Below are 18070 nucleotides of genomic sequence, written 5' to 3' on the forward strand. Positions count from 1 at the left end.
CTGCCTGCATTGCGATGAAACTGCCCACCTTCCTCCGCACCTTTAGCACGCTGCAACTGGCGCTTGGCGTCTCTGTGGCGGTGCATGCTGCGCTCATCACCGTGCGGTTCGTTGACCCGGCGGGCTTCAACCGCGTGTTCCAGGACACACCGCTGGAAGTCATCTTGGTCAACGCCAAGTCCAACGAACGCCCCGAAAAAGCCCAGGCCATCGCCCAGGCCAACCTGGCCGGGGGCGGCGAGGCGGCCAAGGGCCGCGCGACCAGCCCGCTGCCCTATTCGGCACTGACCACCGTGGGCGACGACTACGAGGAAGCGCAACGCAAGATGGACGCGCTGCAGGAGCAGCAGGCCCAGATGCTGGCCCAGCTGCGCAAGCAACTGGCCACCATGCCCGAGCCCGACCCACGCAAGCCCAGCCAGAGTGCCGACCAGGCCAACGAGCAGGAGAAGCGCCGCCAGCTCGTCAAACTGCTCGCCGAGATCGAAAAGCGCATCAACGAAGAAAACGCGCGCCCCAAGAAGCGCTACATCAGCCCCGCCACCCGCGAAGAGGCCTACGCCATCTACTACGACGCGCTGCGCCGCAAGGTGGAAGACAAGGGCACCGAGAACTTCCCCGAACAAGGCGGCCGCAAGCTGTATGGCGAGCTGACCATGATCGTCACCGTCAACCACGACGGCCGCGTGCTGGACACCGAGGTGGTGCAGGGCTCGGGCAACGCCACCCTGGACCGCCGCGCCGAGGCCATTGCCCGCGCCGCCGGGCCCTTCGGCGCGTTCAATGCCGACATGCGCCAGAAGGCCGACCAGATCGCGATGGTGGCGCGCTTCAAGTTCACCCGCGACCAGACACTAGAAACCGTGGTGAGGTAGCCGAGAGTGCGGCACCCTCCCTATTTCGACGATGGCCGTCCGCCCTTTGACGACGCATTCGCACGCGAGCTCATCGGAAAGTGCGTATTGGTTGGGATGACGATTGAGGACAAAAGGGGCAACGTAAAACGACAGGAGCAGTTTTATGGTGTTGTCACCTCAGCTGCCGCCGACGTCGGAGTCCAGCTCAATTTGCGAGGCTCTCGGTCTGGCGAAGTGAAATGGCTACCGCCTGCGACACACGTATTCAGCCCGGCCACACCGGGAATCTACCGCCTTCGCAGTACAGGTGAAGAAGTCGTTGATCCGGATTTCACAGCCATGTGGACGGTTGCCCAGCCTGACTCATAGTTCATCCTGCCATTGGTGTTGAGTTGGGCAACATCGTTAACTCCCTTCCAGTGGCGCACGTCGGCCATGACGGCGCACGAAGGCAGACTCACACATTGCTACCAGATCCGTCCGGGCTCCCGCACTCACCTCGGACCAAAACTCTACTATGAGCCGATCCTTTGATCTTTACTGCGTGATGGGCAACCCCGTGGCCCACAGCCGCTCGCCCGCCATTCACGCCCGCTTTGCCGAACTGACGGGCCAGAACCTGCGCTACGAGCGCCGCCTGATTGCACTGGACGGCTTTGCCGACGGCGTGCGCGCGTTTGCGGCCGAGGGCGGGCGCGGGTGTAACGTGACGGTGCCCTTCAAGTTTGAAGCCCCCGCACTCGCCGCCGAATGCAGCCCGCGCGCGCAACTGGCGGGCGCCGCTAACACGCTGGTATTTCGTCCCGATGGCAGCATTTATGCCGACAACACCGACGGCCTGGGCCTGGTGGCCGACATCACCCGCAACGCGGGCGTGGCGCTGCAGGGCGCACGCGTGCTGCTGGTGGGCGCAGGCGGCGCCGCAGCGGGCGTGCTGGGCCCGCTGCTGCAGGCCGGTGCCTCCCACATTACCGTGACCAACCGCACGCTCGCCAAGGCCGAAGCCCTTGTGCAATCGCACAGCGGCCTTGCTTTGCTACAAAAAACAGAGCTTCTAGCGCTTACCCCACAAGCGCTGGATGCCGATTTTGACGTGATCGTCAACGCCACGGCCAGCAGCCTGGCTGGCGCCGAGGTGCCCGTGCCCGCCAGCGTGTTGTGCCCCGGCTGCCTGGCATACGACATGATGTACGGCCCCGCGGCGCAGGGCTTTCTGAACTGGGCCCGTGCGCATGGCGCCGTACCGCGCGATGGCCTGGGCATGCTGGTGGAGCAAGCCGCCGAGGCCTTCTTGGTGTGGCGCGGCGTGCGCCCGCCGTCGGCGCAGGTGCTGCAGGAAATGCAGCAGGCCCTCGAATCCAAATAGCAACACCGAACAAGAGAGAGAGACACTGCGATGAAAGCCGTGCTGCGCTGGCTGGGCCTGGTGGCGCTCGCCTTCTTGGCGCTGCAACTGTTCTTTGTGGTGCGCATTGCGGCCATGGCGGCCATCGACCCAGAATCCACCAGCTTTCAGCGCTCCGAAGCCTGGGCGCAGATCGCCAGCACCGGCCGCGTGCGCTGGCGCCAGCAATGGGTGCCGTACACCGATATCTCCGACCACCTCAAGCGAGCCGTCATTGCATCGGAAGACGACAGCTTTGTGAACCACGACGGCGTGGACTGGAACGCGATTGAAAAGGCCTGGGAACGCAACGCCAAGGCCGAAGCCCAGGCCAACAAGGCCCAGGCCCGAGCCCCCGACCGCCCCGTGCGCACACCCAAAATCCGCGGCGGCTCCACCATCACCCAGCAGCTGGCCAAAAACCTGCTGCTCTCGGGCGAACGCACCCTGCTGCGCAAGGGGCAGGAGTTTGTACTGACCCTGCTGCTGGAGCAGTTGCTGAGCAAGCAGCGCATCCTGGAGATCTACCTCAACAACGTGGAATGGGGCGAGGGCGTGTTCGGCGCCGAAGCCGCCGCGCAGCACTACTTTCGCAAGAGCGCCAGCAAGCTCAGCACCGCCGAAGCCGCCCGCTTGGCCGTGATGCTGCCCGCGCCCAAGCGGTTTGAGAAGACGCCCGGGTCGGCGTATCTGGCGGGGCGCACGCGGACGATTTTGGGTCGGATGGGAAGTGCGGAGCTGCCGTGAAGGATCCAGTGCTCAACGGAAGGATTTGCTGATGAGATTCTCGCGAGCCGAGCGTTGGGCGGCCGCCGCGAACATCGTACTGGTTGTTGTCTTTGGCGCCTGGAGCCTCGGGGTCGCCTATGGCGAGATTCCACTTTCAGCATGCTGTGGCGTCCCGAGTTATGTAGAGGCCGTGCTGGCAACACTGAACTTCCCTTCGTGGTTGCCAGCCGCACTTGCCGCGAAAGCTCTCTATGGTCAGGACTTCACCGCATTCATTGCCATCAAGCAACTGGTGTGGACACCCTCTGCGGGCCGCAATGGTGGGCCTACATTTCCATCTATCGGTTTTTGAGAAATCGGCAACGCTCCTCTCCGTAGCAGTACCTCAGCATCAGTCTGGGGAGCAAATTGCCAAGCTAAATGCGTCCACCCCCTTCGCGCTAGTAGCAGCGTTACCGGTTCCTCCGGCCGTAATGTCACCAGCTGCTTCGGCGCACACACCACCGTCCCTTCCGGCAACCGCAGCCGGCACCGTTGCAGCGGCATCGCCGCCAGCAGCGTCATCTCTAGCATCGCAAAGTGCTGGCCAATGCAGACGCGCGGCCCCACACCAAACGGTATCCACGCCTTTGGGGATGGCTAGGGCATCATCCAGAAAACGTTCCGGCACAAACCGGTTTGCCTGGACAAACCAGCGTTCATCCCGGTGCAGCACCCAGGGCATGATGCGCAACATGGCGCCCTTGGGCACCTCCACGCCGCCCAGCGTGATAGGCGCGGTGGTGCGCCGGGTCATCAGCGCGGCAATGGGTGGGTACCGGCGCAGCGCCTCCTTGAGAGTGGCAGGACCTCGGGGCCGGGCATCTGGCGTCAGACTGCTGCCGAAGCCGTTGCCTTGCGGTGATGCGGCCCACCCCACAGCGGTTTGAGAAGACGCCGGGGTCAGCGTATCTGGCGGGGCGCACGCGCACGATTCTGGCGTGGATGGGGAGTACGGAATTGCCGTGACACACGAACGAATCAAAGTCGCTCCTTGGACCGAGCGATAGATATGGCAACAGGTAAGGCCGCGCCGCTGTAGGCGCGCTTGCGGTCTATATCTGAAAGCACTGTCACCGGAACAACAGGCGCTGCCCCTTCCAAGTCAAAGAACGGGGTTTGCCGATAAGCCCCGTTGATTGAACTCAGCATGACCCGTGGCACAAAGCCAGCAAGCGAAAACGCCGTACCCCAACGCATGGGTGGTGGCGCTTGCTTGGCACTCCCGGTGTTGACACGCATTTGCACACGGGGGAAGGACTGCTCGAAGGCGACGGGGTCGGTCTTCATGCAAGCGCCAATCAAACCCACGTAAGGCACTTTCCAGTTTCTTGTGGTGTTGCAGATTGGTGTGTTGCAGCATGTGGCATACCAGCGCAACAACCCGTTTTCTGCCAGAGACAGGCAAGCAAGGTGTTCGACACCCGAGGTGAACGAGACGTGCTGGGCTTGCGCTGCCACAAAATCAGCTCCGCCCAGAGCATCATGGGTCCAGCCCGCCGCGCCCAGATGGTGCGCGTAAGCGCGGCAGTCTTTGCAATAGCACACGCCGCGAAGGGCTCGGTGCGGTTGGCTGAGAAGTCCATTGAGGGTGCCACACCGGCATTGAAAGCGATGGTTCATGGGGGTGATTTGCGCCATGGGGCGCTCTTGCGGTTGAAAGGTGGGGAATCCGTGGCGCGATGTTGAAGCGCGGCATCTTCACGGTATTGAACGAATGCGACATCGCCCCTGCTCTACACTCGCCGCCCATGGCAACCTTGGTCTCACCTTCCCCGCGGCATTCGCGGGGCTTGATCCCCTCGGGCCATCTGTGGCTGCCGCGTGCCAATCTGTCAGCCTGCCTGCGCGGCACCATGGTGCGCAGCACGGTGGGCCACCCGCTTCGTGATGAGCAACGCATCAACCGCTTTCCGGCCACGCCCCTGTGCAGCCTGAGCTGGTGGTTTGAAGGCCGCAGCGAAGTCCTGGTGGCAGACCGCCCCGACACCCTGCCCGGCCTGCACAGCCCGCGCGAGGACTACCCCGGCCGCTGGGTGTTGTCCGGCCCACACACCCGGCCCAGCACAAGCTATTGCGCCGATCCCACCCACGCCATGATGGTGATGTTCATGCCCGACGCACTGCACCTGCTGACGGGCCTGGAGCCCGAGGCGTTGACGAACCGCTTGGTGGACGCGCAAACCGTGCTGCCGCCCGACTGGATTGCCATGTGCGAGGCCGTGCAGCATCAACCCGATGACGCCGCGCGCATGGACTGCCTGGAGGCATTTCTGGAGCCCCGCTGGCAAGCCTGTCGCCCCACGCAAATGCTACAGACTCAGCGCTATGGCGACTGGGCCATGCACTTGGCGCAGCGCGCCGCTGTGTCAGCCCCCGGCCGCAGCCTGCGCCAATTGGAGCGCCGCATCAAGCGCTGGGCAGGACTGCCGCTGCGCGAGCTGCGCGGCTTTGGCAAGGCGGAGCAGGCGTTCTTCGACACCATCGCGGCCGATGCCCGTCAAGGCACGGTGAGGTGGGCGGATGTGGCCGCAGGCGCGGGTTATTCGGACCAGGCGCACCTTTGCCGCGTGACGCGGCGCATCACCGGTTACGCCCCACAAGCGCTGTATGAAGGTATCTACGGCGACGAAGCATTCTGGGCGTATCGCCTGTGGGTGTAGTGGCCGCAGGGACAGTATCTGCCCGGCGGGGGCACGCCGCAGCACACGTCCGGCAGAACATGCATCGCCCCGTATCATCGCGCCCATGCTTGCCAAGTTGATGAGTCTTCTCCTGCTGGGGATCGTGCGCTTTCTCACCGGCTCCCAGGCGCGCTGGTACGGCTGTCCGCCCAAGGCCGAGCAGCGCATCTACTTTGCCAACCACCAGAGCCACGCCGACATGGTGCTGATCTGGGCCGCGCTGCCTGAAGAGCTGCGCACCATCACCCGGCCGATTGCCGCCAAGGACTACTGGACCAAGACGCCCTTCCGGCAGTGGATCACCACGGCCGTGTTCAACGCCGTGTATGTGGACCGCCAGGCCACACCCGCGCGCCCCGCGGCCCCGGCAGCGGCCACCGACGCCGTGGGCGTGCTGGACGCGATGGCGCTGGCATCGGCCGAGGCGGACACCGCCATGGCGGGCGGCCCCGACCCGTCACCCGAAGCACCGCCGCGTGCGCCCTCGCCCGAGGAGCTGCGCGCCGCGCTGCCCCCGTCCGACCCGCTGGCGCCGCTGGTGCGGGCGCTGGAGAGCGGCGACTCCATCGTGATCTTTCCGGAAGGCACGCGCGGCCATGGGGACGAGCCGCAGCCGTTCAAATCCGGCCTGTTCAAGCTGGCGCAGATGTTTCCGCAGGTGGTGCTGGTGCCCGCCTGGATCAACAACGTGCAGCGTGTGATGCCCAAGGGCGAAGTGGTGCCGGTGCCCATCCTGTGCTCGGTCACGTTTGGCGCGCCCATCCAGCTGGAGGCCGATGAGGAGCGCCGCCCGTTTCTGGACCGCGCACGCCGCGCCGTCATTGCGCTGAGGGACGTCTGAGCATGGCCGCACCCGCATTCATCATCCAGCCCATGGCTTGCCTGCCCGCTGTCCACCAACGCACCCTCGCCCGCCGCACGCCAATTTGCGCAGCCACTTGGTCTTGGGGCAGCGGAGTGGCACTGACATGAACGACTTCCTTCGCAATCTCACCGCCACCCAGCAGATCGGGGCGCTGTTCATCGTGATGTTCGGCATCCTGTCGAGCGTCACTATCTGGTCCTTTGTGCGCAATCTGCGCGAGCACGCCAGCGACGACCCGCAGGCCGAGGCCGATGCGCTGGAGGCCAAGCGCTTCTGGGGCTTGCTCAAAACGTCATGGGCCATGGCCACCGTTTTCTGGGTGGGATGGGTACTGGGCGACACCGTGGCAACGGTGCTGTTTGCGATCGTCGCGTTTTTTGCGCTGCGCGAGTTCATCACGCTGTCGCCCACCCGGCGCGGCGACCACCGCAGCCTGGTGCTGGCTTTCTTCGTGGTGCTGCCGCTGCAGTTCTGGATCGTGGGCTCCAGGCACTTCGACCTGTTCACCGTGTTCATTCCGGTTTACGTCTTCCTGGCGCTGCCCGTGGTGAGCGCGCTGGCCAACGACCCGCAGCGCTTTCTGGAGCGCAATGCCAAGCTGCAGTGGGGCATCATGGTCTGCGTGTACGGCATGAGCCATGTGCCCGCGCTGCTGCTGCTGGACTTTCCGGGCTACCGCGACAAGGGTGCCTTCCTGGTGTTCTTCTTGGTGTTTGTAGTGCAGACCTGCATGCTGGTGCAGCACCTGTTGGGCCGGCGCTTCTCGCACAAGCCCGTGGCGCCGCAGGTGAGTCAGAGCTTTCAGTGGACAAGCTGGCTGGCGGGCGTGGCGGCCGGTGGCCTGGCCGGCGGGCTGCTGTCGTTCATCACCCCGTTCAAGCCCGGCCAGGCGCTGGGCATGGCGCTGCTGGCCTGTGTGGCCGGCAGCCTAGGGCACCTGGTGATGAAGGCCCTCAAGCGCGACCGGGGCGTGACGAGCTGGGGCATGCAAGGCATGTCGGTCACCGGCGCGGGGGGGCTGCTGGACCGCGTGGATGCGCTCTGCTTCGCGGCGCCGGTGTTCTTCCACTCGGTGCGGTGGTACTTCGGACTTTGAATAAAATTGGCCTCTAGCGCTTGTCCATCAAGCGCTAGCAGCTATGAAAAAGAGAGCAAATGCGCATTCTCGGAATTGACCCTGGCCTGCAAACCACCGGCTTCGGTGTGGTGGATGTAGACGGCCACAAGCTGAGCTACGTGGCGAGCGGCACCATCCGCACCACCACACTCGCGCTGGGTGACCTGCCGGGGCGCTTGAAGATTCTGTTTGACGGCATCAGCGAGGTGGCGGCGCGCTACGAACCCGATGTGGCCTCGGTCGAGATCGTGTTCGTCAACGTCAATCCGCAGTCCACCTTGCTGCTGGGCCAGGCACGCGGCGCCGCCATCACCGCGCTGGTGGCCAGCAACCTGCCCGTGGCCGAATACACCGCCCTGCAGATGAAAAAAGCCGTGGTCGGCCACGGCCGCGCCGCCAAGAGCCAGGTGCAAGAGATGGTGCGACGGCTATTGCATCTGCCCGGCCTGCCCGGCACCGATGCAGCCGACGGCCTGGGCCTGGCCATCACCCACGCGCACGCCGGTGCGGCCATGGGGCGGCTGGGCGAGGCTGCCACGCTGAACCGGCGGCAGCATGCGATGTACAAGGGGGGGCGGAGTTATTGAGGCTGGCCGACGCACAGTAGCGCAGAAGCAGGCGGGGCGGCCCCGATCGCCCGCTAGCTAGTCGCAGTAAGCAAACTTACCCGACTTCGGCCCCGCCGCTTGGGCAGAGGCTCGCGCCAAAGCCAGCAGTTCGCGGGTCGCCGCAAAGGCTGAGCCAACGCCCGCCCCGTAGTAGCCCTTCGGACCTCGGCACAACATCACGATCTGCGGACCGCTGGAGAGCGAGATGCTGTCGCCCCGATCCACCACCACCTCATACCGCACGCGCTGCATCGCAGGCCCGCGCAGAGTCTCCAGCACCTGCGCCTCGTAGATGTGGCGCTCTTCGGTCATCACGGGCATTTCGCCCTCGCCCAGTCGGCGGGGCTTCTCGCCACTCGGGATGTGTTCGATTGTGGCGCGCGTGTGCACCACCAGCAGGGCATGCGGCGTCTCCGTCACCGCGTGGCGCAGCGCACTGGTGAGCTCTTCCGCCATGGGGCCGGGCTCAGAGGGGATCCAGCGCACCTCTGCGGGCACGCGCGGACCCGCGTGCCCCACCGCGCCCCAAGCCACGAGGACAAGCGCTGCCACGCATCGCACCCGCTTTACGGCCACGCCGCATCCTGGCGTGCGGCCTCGGAGGATGGCGGAAATGGCTTGCACGCCGATGTCATTGCGCATTCATCGCCCCGTGCGCTGCAGGCCCGACTCGGCGGTTTCCGAGTTATTGCACATGCGCAGTGCCTCGCGGTACAGCTCGCGCGCTGCGGCTTTGTTGCCGACGATGGCTTCCTGGTTGCTGGCCTTGGTCATCACCAGGTTGAAGCGAAGGTAGTTGACCTGCGCTTCCGGCAGGCGGGCCTGCTGCGCTTCAGTGACAATGCCCTCCACCTGATCCATGGAACCACCCCAGCGCGGCTCCAGGTAGCTCATTGCGGCTACGCGCGCAGACAAGTTCTTGGGATCGGCCTTGTTGGCTGCCTGCAGTACCGGTACCACCGCATAGCCCCCTTCGCGCGTGCCGGCCATCACGATGAGGCCGCCAAACGGCAAGGCGGAGTCTGGCTTGAGTTTGCGGGCGGCTTCCAGATACTGCAGCCCGCGCTGCTGGATCGCCTGCATGGCCGCCAGCTGCTGCTTGCTGGTCCGTGCGGCAGACTGGTAGCCGCGTGCTTCGTGCGCCTGCTCCATCAGCTGGCCACCGTAGGCAAGGTTGGCGAAGAACGAGCCGGGGGTTTTCTCGGCCCATTCTTTGAGCAGTGCCATGTCACGGCCGGACATCTGGAACATCTCGTACAGGTCGCGCACGATCATCAGGTCGGACCGGCGCCCCTTCTGGTGCTCGCGCCACAGCGCCTCCAGCTCGGTATCAAGTTTGGCGTAGTCGCCCAGTTGCAGGTATTTGGTGCGCTGCGCCCCGGCCATCGATGCCGTGCCGTTGTAGACCAGTTCACAGCCGGCGGGCATTTTGGCGCTGGCGGCATGGGTAAAGAGCGCCATCACGGTGGCCAGAAGAATCTTGTTCATCAAAATAGAAAATTGAAGTCAGCACGCACCCAGGCAAGGAGCGCGTCGCAGGACTTTGCCGCGACGTTCTTTTCGGGGTGCGATCCGGGCGCGCCCAGGTCGCGTCGCACGGGCAGCCGTGCGAGGGGAGATCTGAGGCAGCTCTCGCGGTGCGTGCGAAGGGACTGAAAAGGGTCTGAAGAAGTGGCGGCCGGGGACGCCGAAGGGGGGGCGCCAAGACTGCGTGCCGAGCGCCCCCGATCCAAGAACGCAGACCGTCAGGCCAATTGCGTCTTCATCCGATCCGCCCGCTCGCGCGGCGAGGGATGCGTGGACAAAAAGTTGCTCGAATCCCCACCCGACATCGCGACCAGCTTCTCCAGCGCGGTCACGCACGCTTTGGGGTCGTAGCGCTTGGCTTTCATGAAGCCCATGGCGTAGTCGTCGGCCTCGCGCTCGTTGCTTTGCGAGTGCTGGGCGCGCACCACTTTTTCAAACAGGTCGCCCAGTTGCGAATTGGCAATGGCGCCGGCGCGGCTGTTGCTGGCCGATACGGCGTTGCGCAGGGCGCTGGTGCGCAGGGCAGCCTGGATGCGGGCCTTGCTGTGGCCCTTCTTGACGTGGCCGATCTCGTGGCCGATGACGTAGCGCACTTCGTCGTCGGTGAACTTGTCCATCAGGCCCGAGTACACGCGGATGGTGCCGTTGGCCATGGCAAAGGCGTTGATCTCGGGCGTCTGGTAGACCTTGAAGTTCATCTTCAGGCCGTCGTAGGACCCCAGGCCCGCGGTCAGCTTGGACAGGCGCGCTGCGTAGGGGCTGCCAGCCGGGGCGATGCGGTTCTGGCGGTCCATCTCGGCGGCCATCTGGTCGAAGGCGGACTTCACTTCCTCATCCGTCAGCGATTCGGACTTGGCCAGGTCTTTGCCCGCATCCAGCATCTTGCCCAGATCGAACTGCGCCCATACGGGCGATACGGCGCTTACGCCTGAGGCCAGGGTGACGAGCGTCAACAATTTGCGGCGGTCCATCGGGGATTCCCTCTCATTTTTCGGTGGTTGGTTGAATGATTTTTTTGTTGCTTTGAGCAACCGACTGCAAGCATCGGTTGTCAAGTGCGGCGAAATATAGCCACGCATCCGACCGTTTCCGGGGGGTGCCAGTGTCTGCAGATGTAAGAGCTGTGTGCCGATGCTGGCGGCGGCGCAGGGGAAATGGCGCGGGTGAAGCTGCACCCCACGGCGGGCAAAGACGGGGTCCGTTGCGCGTCCTAAAAATCAAGCAAAAAGAGGCTCTGGCGCTTAACCATCAAGCGCCAGAAGCTATGAAATGTGTAGCACAACCCGTGAAAACCCACTGCTGCAAGGGCAGGGCATTCACCCCAGACACTGCGCGAGAGAAAAACCTCAGCGCCCCAACCCGCGCTTGAGTTCCTTCAGCAGCAACAGCACCTGGTTGGACGCATGGCGGCAGCTGCTGTTGAGCAGTTGCACTGCTTTTTGCTGCTCCCCCGTCTGGAACAGCGTCACGACCTCGGCAGCCTGCTGGTGAAAGTATTTGTGCCGTGCCACCAGCATCGAAAACGCAGGGTAGTGCCCCAGGCGTACGCGGCCTGTACCGTAGAGCCAGCGGCCCAGATCGCAGCGGTCGTCCTGGCACACACGCTCGGGCCGCATCACCTCGTTGGAGCGGCCGTTGACCATGTCCTGCAACTGCAGCCGCCAGCCTTCATGGCTGGCAATGGCTGCGTCGATATCGATTTCTGTCATGAGGGTCGCGGCGTACTCGGCGTCCAGCACCAGTTCGCTGCCGTTGTCTTCCACGGCCCAGGTGGTGTCCTGGCTCTCGGGGTCCTGGTCCTTGATCCTGAACAGTCGGCTGAAAAAACCCATGCGTGATCCCTCGTTTGGAGTGCGTTCCGGGTCGTCCGGTGGGGCGAGCGCGGAAAACTCTTGAAACATTTTGTGGGGTCCGCCCGGTTTTGGCTATCAAAAAATCGCCGTAAGGTGAAGATGGCGGAGGACGACCCTTCTGCCTCTGCCGCCAATGGATAGGGGGCCTGCCAAAAAAGCAGCCGGGCAGGACAATCCGCCCATGACCGCTGCATCCCCCTCTCGTCCCGCCCTCTCCATGCTTGACCTGGTCGCCGTCCGCGAAGGCGGCACGGTGGCCGATGCCCTGCAGATCGCCCTGCGCACCGCCCAGCATGCTGAAAAGCTGGGTTTTGTCCGTTATTGGCTGGCCGAACACCACAACATGGCGGGCATTGCCAGCTCGGCCACGGCTGTACTGGTGAGCCATATCGCGGGCGGCACCCAGCGCATCCGCGTGGGATCGGGCGGCATCATGCTGCCCAACCACGCGCCCCTGGTGGTGGCCGAGGCCTTTGGCACGCTGGCCGAGCTGTACCCTGGCCGCATCGACCTGGGCCTGGGCCGCGCCCCGGGCACCGACCCCGCCACCATGCGCGCCCTGCGCCGCAATCGGGTGGAGACGGAAGAAGACTTTCCGCGTGACGTGGCCGAACTGCAGCGGCTGCTGGCGCCGGCCGAGCCCGGCCAGCGCCTGATCGCCATGCCCGGCGCGGGCACCAACGTGCCCATCTGGCTGCTGGGCTCCAGCCTGTTCTCGGCGCAGCTCGCGGCGCAGCAGGGCCTGCCGTACGCGTTCGCGTCGCACTTTGCACCGCGCATGCTGCACCAGGCCATCGACCTGTACCGCAACCTGTTCCGCCCGTCGGCCGCCTGGCCCAAGCCCTATGTGACCATTGGCGTGCCGCTGATCGCAGCCCCCACTGACGAAGAGGCCGAATACCTGGCCAGCAGCACCTACCAGCGCGTGCTAGGCATCCTGACGGGCGACCGGCGCCGCTTGCTGCCGCCGATGGAGAACTTTGCCGCCCAGTTGCAGCCGCAGGAGCGCGCAGCCATCGGCGACTTTTTGGCGGCGGGCGTGATCGGCGGACCTGACACCGTGCGCGCAGGACTGCAGCGCCTGGCCGACGCCACGGGCGCCGACGAGTTCATGCTGGTGAGTGACGTGTACGACCCCACGCTGCGCCTGCGGTCGCTGGAGATTGCGGCCCAGGCCCATGCGGCACTGGCGCCCACCACCGCCACCGCATGACTCCCGTCCTTGCTGGCTACCGCGCCAGGTAGCCGCCGTCCACCGGGTAGTACGCGCCGGTGATGAAAGAGGCCTTGTCCGAGGACAGCCAGGCCACCAGCTCAGCCACCTCTTCAGGCTGCCCCAGGCGGCCGATGGGGTGGGCGCCCACCAACATGGCATGAATGGCGGCGTCCTGCTCCAGCCCGCTGATCATCGGCGTGTGGATGAAGGCGGGGCCCACGGCATTGATGCGAACACCTTGCGCGCTGTATTCCAGCGCCGCCGCCTTGGTCAGCCCCAGCACTCCGTGCTTGGCCGCCGTATAGGCCGGCGCCGTGGCAAAACCCACGGCCCCCAGGATGGAAGCCATGTTGATGATGGAACCACCACCGCTGCCGTTTTTGAGCATGGCCGCGATCTGGCACTTCATGCCATAGAACACACCCGACAGATTGATGTTGATGACCTGCGCCCAGCCGTCCAGCGGGTAGTCCGCCGTGGGCGCCTGCGGGCCACCAATGCCCGCGTTGTTGCAGGCCACATCCAGCCGCCCATAGTGCGCGACGGTGCGGGCCACCAGCGCTTCGCAGTCCTCCGGCTTGCCCACATCGGCCGCCACAAACAGCGCATCGCCCCCGGCCGCACGCACCAGCGCGGCGGTCTCTTCCCCGCCTGGTACGTTCACGTCCGACACCACCACCCGGGCACCCTCACGGGCCCACACCAGCGCAATGGCGCGGCCAATGCCCGACGACGCTCCCGTCACCAGCGCAACCTTGTTCTTCAGCATGAAGGACTCCTTGTTCAGAACGCCTGCAACCCGGTGCCGCAGGTCGAATTTGATTGTGCGCAGCGGGCTGGGCGAAGCCTTGACGTGGGTCATGTGGCGGCCAATGCGCCCCACGGCACCTTGCCGCCGCAGGTAGCGGCTACCATCACGGGCTGCCGGTGCTGTATGCCCCACTCCACAGCCCGATCGTTGTGATTGTTTTGTTGTGACCCTCTCAAGCCCACGCCCGCATGCCCGCCTTTTCCTTTGAAGCCCTGGACGCCCAGGGCCAGACCCGCAAGGGCCTCATGGAGGCCGATACGGCCAAGGCGGCACGCAGCCTGCTGCGGGCTCAGGCGCTGGTGCCGCTGGCGGTTGAGCTGGTGCAGACTGGCCAGACGGTCGATGGGCGCCCGGCCGGGTGGGGCCAGCGGCTGTTCACGCGGCCGGTGTTCAACGCCACGGCGCTCGCGATCTGGACGCGGCAGATTGCGGGGCTGGTGTCCTCGGGCCTGCCGCTGGAGCGCGCACTGACGGCCCTGGCCGACGAGGCCGACGACGAACGCCAGCGCCACCTGGTGGCGGCGCTGCGGGCCGAGGTGAATGCGGGATCCACCTTCGCACGCGCCTTGGCGCAACACCCGCGCGAGTTCTCGGACATCTATTGCGCGGTGATCGGCGCGGGCGAGCACAGCGGCAACCTGGGCCTGGTGCTGGAGCGCCTGGCCGACGACCTGGAAGAGCGCCAGGCCCTCAAGGCCAAGCTGGTGGGCGCCGCGCTGTACCCGGCCATCGTCACCGTGGTGGCCATCGTGATCGTGCTGTTTCTGGTGGGCTATGTGGTGCCGCAGGTGGCCAGCGTGTTTGCAGGCACCAAGCGCGCACTGCCCTTTCTCACCGTGGTCATGCTCGGCATCAGCGCCTTTGTGCGCAACTACGGCTGGGCCATGCTGATTGCTACTGTTTTGATAGCTTTTGGCGCTCGATGGGCCTTGTCTTTTGAGCATTTTCGTGAAAAGTTCGATGCCACCTGGCTGCGGTTGCCCGTGGTTGGCAAACTGGCCCGCGGCTACAACGCGGCCCGGTTCGCGGGCACGCTGGCCATGCTGGCGGGTGCAGGTGTGCCCATCCTCAAGGCCTTGCAGGCCGCTGCTGAAACATTGAACAACCGCGCCCTGCGCGCCGATGCGCTGGAGGCTCTGGTGCTGGTGCGCGAGGGAGCGCCGCTGGCATCAGCCCTGGCGCAGAAAAAGCGATTTCCGGGCCTGCTGTCCATGTTTGCGCGCCTGGGCGAGCAGACCGGCCAGTTGCCCGTGATGCTGCAGCGCGCCGCACGCCAGCTGTCCACCGAGGTGCAGCGCCGCGCCATGCAGCTGGCCACCATTCTGGAACCGCTGCTCATCGTTGCGATGGGCTTGATCGTCATGATGATCGTGCTCGCGGTGCTGCTGCCCATCATCCAACTCAACCAGTTCGTGAAGTAACCCTGCCATGGCCGTGACGCTGGACGACAAGCTGGTGGTGGCGATCTCCTCGCGCGCCCTGTTCAACTTTGAAGAGGAGAACCTGCTCTTTGAATCCGGCGACGAAGAGGCGTATATGCGCCACCAGCTGGCGCTGGTGCACCAGCCCGCGCGGCCGGGCGTGGCGTTTTCGCTGGTGCGCAAGCTGCTGGCGTTCAACACGCCCGAGGCGCAGCGGGTGGAGGTGGTCATGCTCTCGCGCAACGACCCGGCCAGCGGCATGCGGGTGTTCGCCTCGGCCCAGGCAGCGGGAATGCGCATCGAGCGCGGCGTGTTCACACGCGGGCGGGACCCGTTTGCCTACCTGCGGCCGCTGGGCGCGCACCTGTTCTTGTCGGCCAACGAGGCTGACGTGCGCCAGGCGCTGTCCATCGGCTTTCCGGCGGCGCGGGTGATGACCGACTCAACGCCGGCGGGCGACCGGTTTCCGAACGAGGTGCGCATCGCGTTCGACGGCGATGCCGTGCTGTTCTCCGACGAAGCCGAGCGCGTGTACCAGGAGGGTGGCCTTCCCGCTTTTCAAGAAAACGAAGTGGGCAAGGCCCGGCTGCCACTGGCGGGCGGGCCGTTCAAGCCGCTGTTGGCCGCCCTGCACCGGCTGCAGGAGCAGGCCCACGCCTCGCACACCATGCGCATCCGCACTGCGCTGGTCACCGCCCGCAGCGCGCCGGCGCACGAGCGCGCGGTACGCACGCTGCTGGACTGGGGCATCAGCGTGGACGAGGCGATGTTTTTGGGCGGGCTGGAGAAGGGGCCCTTTCTGCGCGAATTCGAACCCGACTTCTTCTTTGACGACCAGACAGGCCATGTGACGTCCGCCGCGCGGCATGTGCCTGCCGGCCATGTCAGCAGCGGAATTTCCAACCCCGTTTGACATGTAGCCCGATGGATGGCAAAAGTTCTGCAAAGCCTTGCAACCGCGGGTGAAAGACTGCAAAGCCTGCGTTGCAATCCCCTAGCAGACGCCCACCTGTGCCAGCATCATCACCTTGCCTGCACGCACTGGATTGACCAATGAGCTTCGGTTTGCACACGCCCACTTCCCACACCCCACCACCATTTGCCGCTGGCCGTGCGCAGCTGCCGCGCTGGGCGGTGGTGGGCAGCGCGCTGGTGCTGGCGTGCTCACTGGCCAACGCCCAGGCGACCGGGGTTGGCCCAGCAGCCACTCCATCGACGCAGGCCGCCACTGCGCCTGCCGCCACGCCAGAGGGCGGCCTCACCAAGGGCGAGATCAAGGCCCAGCGCGAGTTCAAAATGCTGGACTTCAACGGCGACGGCAAGCTGAGCCGTACGGAGGTGAAGCTGTTCCCGCGTCTGGCTGCAGCTTTCGACGACGCGGACACGGATCGCGACGGCTATGTGTCGTACGAGGAAGTGCGTGTTTTTGCCGCCAAGTACCGCGCGGAGCGCGACCGGCAAAAAGCAGAGCAGGCTGCCGCTGCGGGCGCCGCCGCTGCGCCAGCCCCGGCACGTAAATAGGATTGGCTGGGGCCGGCGAGCGCCCGGGCGTGCATCCACGCAGCCAGAAATATCAGTTTAATAAGGCTCTAGCGCTTATCCAGCAAGCGCTAACAGCTATAAATTCAGGAGTAATTCCAGCGGAGTGTGCAAGCCCCTGAACGGCTTGTAAAAGCTGTTTACAGCCCGCCCGTGCGCTTGACCTTGGGGTCGGTGTAGGTCAGCGGTTCGTTCTTGGCCTGCTGGGCCAGGCGTTCTTGCAGCGTCATCTTGTTGACCTCCTGGGCCGCCTCAATGGCGCTGCCGCTGGCCCGCCACATGGACTGGATGAATTCCAGCAACTGCTTGTACAGAGGCTCCTTCGGAGGCTCCGGCGGCTCCTCCACCGTTTCCTTTTTCTTCACCTCGGTCCAGTCGCGGTTGGGTGCATCGGGCGCCGAGGGCTTCTCGGGCGTTTTCACGATGGCCCCGTCGCCGAGGCGGTCCATGGACTCGACGGGGTTGGCCGAATTGATGGGGCGCACAGGCGGCGCGCCGGAGGCGCCAGTGGAATACAAATCAGCGCCCTGAGGACGCCAATTTGGCGATCGATCGACAGGTGGCATTTGCATGGCGGTGGCCCTGTGGGTGAATAGGAAGGGTGGGTGCAGAGGCTTTTTCAGCGTCTTCGTAATTCATAACGGCAAAAAGAAGGGGAAATTTAGGTCTTTTTGCAGGATTGACTGAAAACCAGGGTTTTCACTGATGAAGAAGACGTTGTCGGATCTAAAAACAGATCACGCACGCGACCAATGCCCCGCACACGACAGCATTGAATCGGATTCCATGACCAAACGGAGCTCCCGGCCCGCGCGCGCAGCAAAGCCCCGGGTGGGTTGGACACCACACGGGGACGCAAAAACCCACACAAACAGCGGATACCGACCAAAACCACCGCCGCCCGGCGGACTGATTTCAGAGAAAACGCTCGAGCAGCTTGCGCGAGTGGCGGTCCAGCGCCGTCGTGTCACGCACGCGGAACTGCAGGCCGTCGCCTCCGGCGATCAGCAGGTGCGTGCGGGTTCCCAGGCGGCGGATGTCTTCCTCGCCCTTAAGTACCAGGCGTGCGGGGCCGCGATCAGTCTCCACCTGCCAGGTGCTGGGGGTGGAGAAGCTCGACACGGCAACGATTCTTTCGATAGTGGGCACAAACTCGCGCGCCTGTAGCTCCTCATCGATCAGCTGGCGCGCGGGGCCCGCCACCGCGTCCAGCCGGGGAACCCACAACAGCTCGTGCCCATCGGTGCCCACCAGAGAGAGCCCCTCGCCCGGCGCCGCGATGGGGAATGCGCGCACGGGCGTCACGCCCTCGTGCACGGTGCCGTCGGGCAGTGTCAGCACCAGGCGGCCGTGGGCGTTGCGCGCCAGATGGAACCCCTCCGAGGGATCGGCACGAAAAGAAGAAGCTGCGTCAGTCATG

Annotated in this window: 21 protein-coding genes and 2 pseudogenes; 13 read left to right on the plus strand and 10 right to left on the minus strand. The window is 65.0% G+C overall.

Features of this window, described 5'->3' with window-relative positions:
- The first annotated feature begins 14 nt into the window (after nucleotides 1-14).
- The 4 genes from ACK4HJ_RS01710 to ACK4HJ_RS01725 all read left to right on the plus strand — a co-directional run bounded on the left by ACK4HJ_RS01710 (nucleotide 15) and on the right by ACK4HJ_RS01725 (nucleotide 3322).
- Entirely contained in the window at nucleotides 15-875 is an 861-nt protein-coding gene (locus ACK4HJ_RS01710; RefSeq protein WP_409827118.1) for an energy transducer TonB, read from the plus strand.
- A gap of 499 nt (nucleotides 876-1374) precedes the next feature.
- On the plus strand, nucleotides 1375-2223 hold the full coding sequence (gene aroE / locus ACK4HJ_RS01715; RefSeq protein WP_409827120.1) for a shikimate dehydrogenase: 849 nt from the start codon (nucleotides 1375-1377) through the stop codon (nucleotides 2221-2223).
- A 30-nt stretch (nucleotides 2224-2253) separates the two neighbouring features.
- The gene (gene mtgA / locus ACK4HJ_RS01720) at nucleotides 2254-2988 is read left to right on the plus strand and encodes a monofunctional biosynthetic peptidoglycan transglycosylase (RefSeq protein WP_409827122.1); all 735 of its coding nucleotides are present in this window, start codon (nucleotides 2254-2256) and stop codon (nucleotides 2986-2988) included.
- Nucleotides 2989-3019: 31 nt separating this feature from the next.
- On the plus strand, nucleotides 3020-3322 hold the full coding sequence (locus ACK4HJ_RS01725; protein WP_409827396.1) for a hypothetical protein: 303 nt from the start codon (nucleotides 3020-3022) through the stop codon (nucleotides 3320-3322).
- Here ACK4HJ_RS01725 and ACK4HJ_RS01730 read toward each other — a convergent pair.
- Together ACK4HJ_RS01730 and ACK4HJ_RS01735 are read right to left on the minus strand one after the other, a co-directional pair.
- Nucleotides 3226-3543 (minus strand): hypothetical protein, encoded by a 318-nt coding sequence (locus ACK4HJ_RS01730; protein WP_409827124.1) that lies wholly within the window; start codon nucleotides 3541-3543, stop codon nucleotides 3226-3228. The genes ACK4HJ_RS01725 and ACK4HJ_RS01730 overlap by 97 nt on opposite strands.
- 133 nt (nucleotides 3544-3676) lie before the next feature.
- Nucleotides 3677-3766: pseudogene (locus ACK4HJ_RS01735) on the minus strand (hypothetical protein); the annotation flags it as partial.
- Nucleotides 3767-3864: 98 nt separating this feature from the next.
- Between ACK4HJ_RS01735 and ACK4HJ_RS01740 the strand changes: the two are divergent.
- Nucleotides 3865-3978, plus strand: a pseudogene (locus tag ACK4HJ_RS01740) (monofunctional biosynthetic peptidoglycan transglycosylase); the annotation flags it as partial.
- Between the two features lie 12 nt (nucleotides 3979-3990).
- Here the strand turns inward: ACK4HJ_RS01740 and ACK4HJ_RS01745 are convergent.
- A complete protein-coding gene (locus ACK4HJ_RS01745) occupies nucleotides 3991-4650 on the minus strand; it encodes a DUF6151 family protein (RefSeq protein WP_409827125.1) in 660 nt (219 codons plus the stop codon).
- A 110-nt stretch (nucleotides 4651-4760) separates the two neighbouring features.
- Between ACK4HJ_RS01745 and ACK4HJ_RS01750 the strand changes: the two genes are divergently transcribed.
- The 4 genes from ACK4HJ_RS01750 (at nucleotide 4761) to ruvC (ending at nucleotide 8262) form a co-directional block, all read left to right on the plus strand.
- Entirely contained in the window at nucleotides 4761-5672 is a 912-nt protein-coding gene (locus ACK4HJ_RS01750) for an AraC family transcriptional regulator (protein ID WP_409827127.1), read from the plus strand.
- An 85-nt stretch (nucleotides 5673-5757) separates the two neighbouring features.
- Nucleotides 5758-6534 (plus strand): lysophospholipid acyltransferase family protein, encoded by a 777-nt coding sequence (locus ACK4HJ_RS01755; RefSeq protein ID WP_409827129.1) that lies wholly within the window; start codon nucleotides 5758-5760, stop codon nucleotides 6532-6534.
- A gap of 127 nt (nucleotides 6535-6661) precedes the next feature.
- Nucleotides 6662-7654, plus strand: a complete 993-nt coding sequence (locus ACK4HJ_RS01760) for a phosphatidate cytidylyltransferase (RefSeq protein WP_409827130.1) — start codon at nucleotides 6662-6664, stop codon at nucleotides 7652-7654.
- A gap of 59 nt (nucleotides 7655-7713) precedes the next feature.
- Entirely contained in the window at nucleotides 7714-8262 is a 549-nt protein-coding gene (ruvC, locus tag ACK4HJ_RS01765) for a crossover junction endodeoxyribonuclease RuvC (protein WP_409827132.1), read from the plus strand.
- 57 nt (nucleotides 8263-8319) lie between these two features.
- Here the strand turns inward: ruvC and ACK4HJ_RS01770 are convergent, their stop codons facing one another.
- The 4 genes from ACK4HJ_RS01770 to ACK4HJ_RS01785 all read right to left on the minus strand — a co-directional run bounded on the left by ACK4HJ_RS01770 (nucleotide 8320) and on the right by ACK4HJ_RS01785 (nucleotide 11642).
- A complete protein-coding gene (locus ACK4HJ_RS01770; protein WP_409827134.1) occupies nucleotides 8320-8739 on the minus strand; it encodes a hypothetical protein in 420 nt (139 codons plus the stop codon).
- A gap of 186 nt (nucleotides 8740-8925) precedes the next feature.
- Entirely contained in the window at nucleotides 8926-9771 is an 846-nt protein-coding gene (locus ACK4HJ_RS01775) for a DUF4034 domain-containing protein (RefSeq protein ID WP_409827136.1), read from the minus strand.
- Nucleotides 9772-10028: 257 nt separating this feature from the next.
- Nucleotides 10029-10781, minus strand: a complete 753-nt coding sequence (locus tag ACK4HJ_RS01780; protein WP_409827138.1) for a M48 family metallopeptidase — start codon at nucleotides 10779-10781, stop codon at nucleotides 10029-10031.
- 375 nt (nucleotides 10782-11156) lie between these two features.
- Nucleotides 11157-11642 carry a CZB domain-containing protein gene (locus tag ACK4HJ_RS01785; RefSeq protein WP_409827139.1) on the minus strand — a complete coding sequence of 162 codons (486 nt, stop codon included), beginning with the start codon at nucleotides 11640-11642 and terminating at the stop codon, nucleotides 11157-11159.
- A 202-nt stretch (nucleotides 11643-11844) separates the two neighbouring features.
- Here ACK4HJ_RS01785 and ACK4HJ_RS01790 point away from each other — a divergent pair, with 202 nt between their 5' ends.
- Nucleotides 11845-12876 (plus strand): LLM class flavin-dependent oxidoreductase, encoded by a 1032-nt coding sequence (locus ACK4HJ_RS01790; protein ID WP_409827141.1) that lies wholly within the window; start codon nucleotides 11845-11847, stop codon nucleotides 12874-12876.
- 16 nt (nucleotides 12877-12892) lie between these two features.
- Here ACK4HJ_RS01790 and ACK4HJ_RS01795 read toward each other — a convergent pair whose 3' ends face one another.
- Nucleotides 12893-13648, minus strand: a complete 756-nt coding sequence (locus ACK4HJ_RS01795) for an SDR family NAD(P)-dependent oxidoreductase (protein ID WP_409827390.1) — start codon at nucleotides 13646-13648, stop codon at nucleotides 12893-12895.
- A gap of 230 nt (nucleotides 13649-13878) precedes the next feature.
- On the opposite strand from ACK4HJ_RS01795, the gene gspF reads away from it, so the two are divergent.
- The 3 genes from gspF to ACK4HJ_RS01810 all read left to right on the plus strand — a co-directional run bounded on the left by gspF (nucleotide 13879) and on the right by ACK4HJ_RS01810 (nucleotide 16632).
- Entirely contained in the window at nucleotides 13879-15111 is a 1233-nt protein-coding gene (gene gspF, locus ACK4HJ_RS01800; protein ID WP_409827143.1) for a type II secretion system inner membrane protein GspF, read from the plus strand.
- 7 nt (nucleotides 15112-15118) lie between these two features.
- Complete coding sequence (locus tag ACK4HJ_RS01805) at nucleotides 15119-16024, plus strand: 5'-nucleotidase (protein ID WP_409827145.1); 906 nt, start codon at nucleotides 15119-15121, stop codon at nucleotides 16022-16024.
- A 140-nt stretch (nucleotides 16025-16164) separates the two neighbouring features.
- The gene (locus ACK4HJ_RS01810; RefSeq protein WP_409827147.1) at nucleotides 16165-16632 is read left to right on the plus strand and encodes an EF-hand domain-containing protein; all 468 of its coding nucleotides are present in this window, start codon (nucleotides 16165-16167) and stop codon (nucleotides 16630-16632) included.
- Between the two features lie 158 nt (nucleotides 16633-16790).
- Here the strand turns inward: ACK4HJ_RS01810 and ACK4HJ_RS01815 are convergent, their stop codons facing one another.
- Nucleotides 16791-17222 (minus strand): hypothetical protein, encoded by a 432-nt coding sequence (locus tag ACK4HJ_RS01815; protein WP_409827149.1) that lies wholly within the window; start codon nucleotides 17220-17222, stop codon nucleotides 16791-16793.
- A 343-nt stretch (nucleotides 17223-17565) separates the two neighbouring features.
- On the minus strand, nucleotides 17566-18069 hold the full coding sequence (locus tag ACK4HJ_RS01820; RefSeq protein WP_409827151.1) for a DUF1854 domain-containing protein: 504 nt from the start codon (nucleotides 18067-18069) through the stop codon (nucleotides 17566-17568).
- Nucleotide 18070 lies beyond the last annotated feature (1 nt).

It is taken from the genome of Acidovorax sp. (assembly GCF_046294525.1).
Classification (GTDB): Bacteria; Pseudomonadota; Gammaproteobacteria; order Burkholderiales; family Burkholderiaceae_C; genus Acidovorax.

Bases quoted from the DNA above. Each gene is read 5' to 3' on its own strand.
- ACK4HJ_RS01710 (WP_409827118.1), top strand. From the start codon at position 15: ATGAAACTGCCCACCTTCCTCCGCACCTTTAGCACGCTGCAACTGGCG.
- aroE (WP_409827120.1), top strand. From the start codon at position 1,375: ATGAGCCGATCCTTTGATCTTTACTGCGTGATGGGCAACCCCGTGGCC.
- mtgA (WP_409827122.1), top strand. From the start codon at position 2,254: ATGAAAGCCGTGCTGCGCTGGCTGGGCCTGGTGGCGCTCGCCTTCTTG.
- ACK4HJ_RS01725 (WP_409827396.1), top strand. From the start codon at position 3,020: ATGAGATTCTCGCGAGCCGAGCGTTGGGCGGCCGCCGCGAACATCGTA.
- ACK4HJ_RS01730 (WP_409827124.1), bottom strand. From the start codon at position 3,543: ATGCTAGAGATGACGCTGCTGGCGGCGATGCCGCTGCAACGGTGCCGG.
- ACK4HJ_RS01745 (WP_409827125.1), bottom strand. From the start codon at position 4,650: ATGGCGCAAATCACCCCCATGAACCATCGCTTTCAATGCCGGTGTGGC.
- ACK4HJ_RS01750 (WP_409827127.1), top strand. From the start codon at position 4,761: ATGGCAACCTTGGTCTCACCTTCCCCGCGGCATTCGCGGGGCTTGATC.
- ACK4HJ_RS01755 (WP_409827129.1), top strand. From the start codon at position 5,758: ATGCTTGCCAAGTTGATGAGTCTTCTCCTGCTGGGGATCGTGCGCTTT.
- ACK4HJ_RS01760 (WP_409827130.1), top strand. From the start codon at position 6,662: ATGAACGACTTCCTTCGCAATCTCACCGCCACCCAGCAGATCGGGGCG.
- ruvC (WP_409827132.1), top strand. From the start codon at position 7,714: ATGCGCATTCTCGGAATTGACCCTGGCCTGCAAACCACCGGCTTCGGT.
- ACK4HJ_RS01770 (WP_409827134.1), bottom strand. From the start codon at position 8,739: ATGGCGGAAGAGCTCACCAGTGCGCTGCGCCACGCGGTGACGGAGACG.
- ACK4HJ_RS01775 (WP_409827136.1), bottom strand. From the start codon at position 9,771: ATGAACAAGATTCTTCTGGCCACCGTGATGGCGCTCTTTACCCATGCC.
- ACK4HJ_RS01780 (WP_409827138.1), bottom strand. From the start codon at position 10,781: ATGGACCGCCGCAAATTGTTGACGCTCGTCACCCTGGCCTCAGGCGTA.
- ACK4HJ_RS01785 (WP_409827139.1), bottom strand. From the start codon at position 11,642: ATGGGTTTTTTCAGCCGACTGTTCAGGATCAAGGACCAGGACCCCGAG.
- ACK4HJ_RS01790 (WP_409827141.1), top strand. From the start codon at position 11,845: ATGACCGCTGCATCCCCCTCTCGTCCCGCCCTCTCCATGCTTGACCTG.
- ACK4HJ_RS01795 (WP_409827390.1), bottom strand. From the start codon at position 13,648: ATGCTGAAGAACAAGGTTGCGCTGGTGACGGGAGCGTCGTCGGGCATT.
- gspF (WP_409827143.1), top strand. From the start codon at position 13,879: ATGCCCGCCTTTTCCTTTGAAGCCCTGGACGCCCAGGGCCAGACCCGC.
- ACK4HJ_RS01805 (WP_409827145.1), top strand. From the start codon at position 15,119: ATGGCCGTGACGCTGGACGACAAGCTGGTGGTGGCGATCTCCTCGCGC.
- ACK4HJ_RS01810 (WP_409827147.1), top strand. From the start codon at position 16,165: ATGAGCTTCGGTTTGCACACGCCCACTTCCCACACCCCACCACCATTT.
- ACK4HJ_RS01815 (WP_409827149.1), bottom strand. From the start codon at position 17,222: ATGCAAATGCCACCTGTCGATCGATCGCCAAATTGGCGTCCTCAGGGC.
- ACK4HJ_RS01820 (WP_409827151.1), bottom strand. From the start codon at position 18,069: ATGACTGACGCAGCTTCTTCTTTTCGTGCCGATCCCTCGGAGGGGTTC.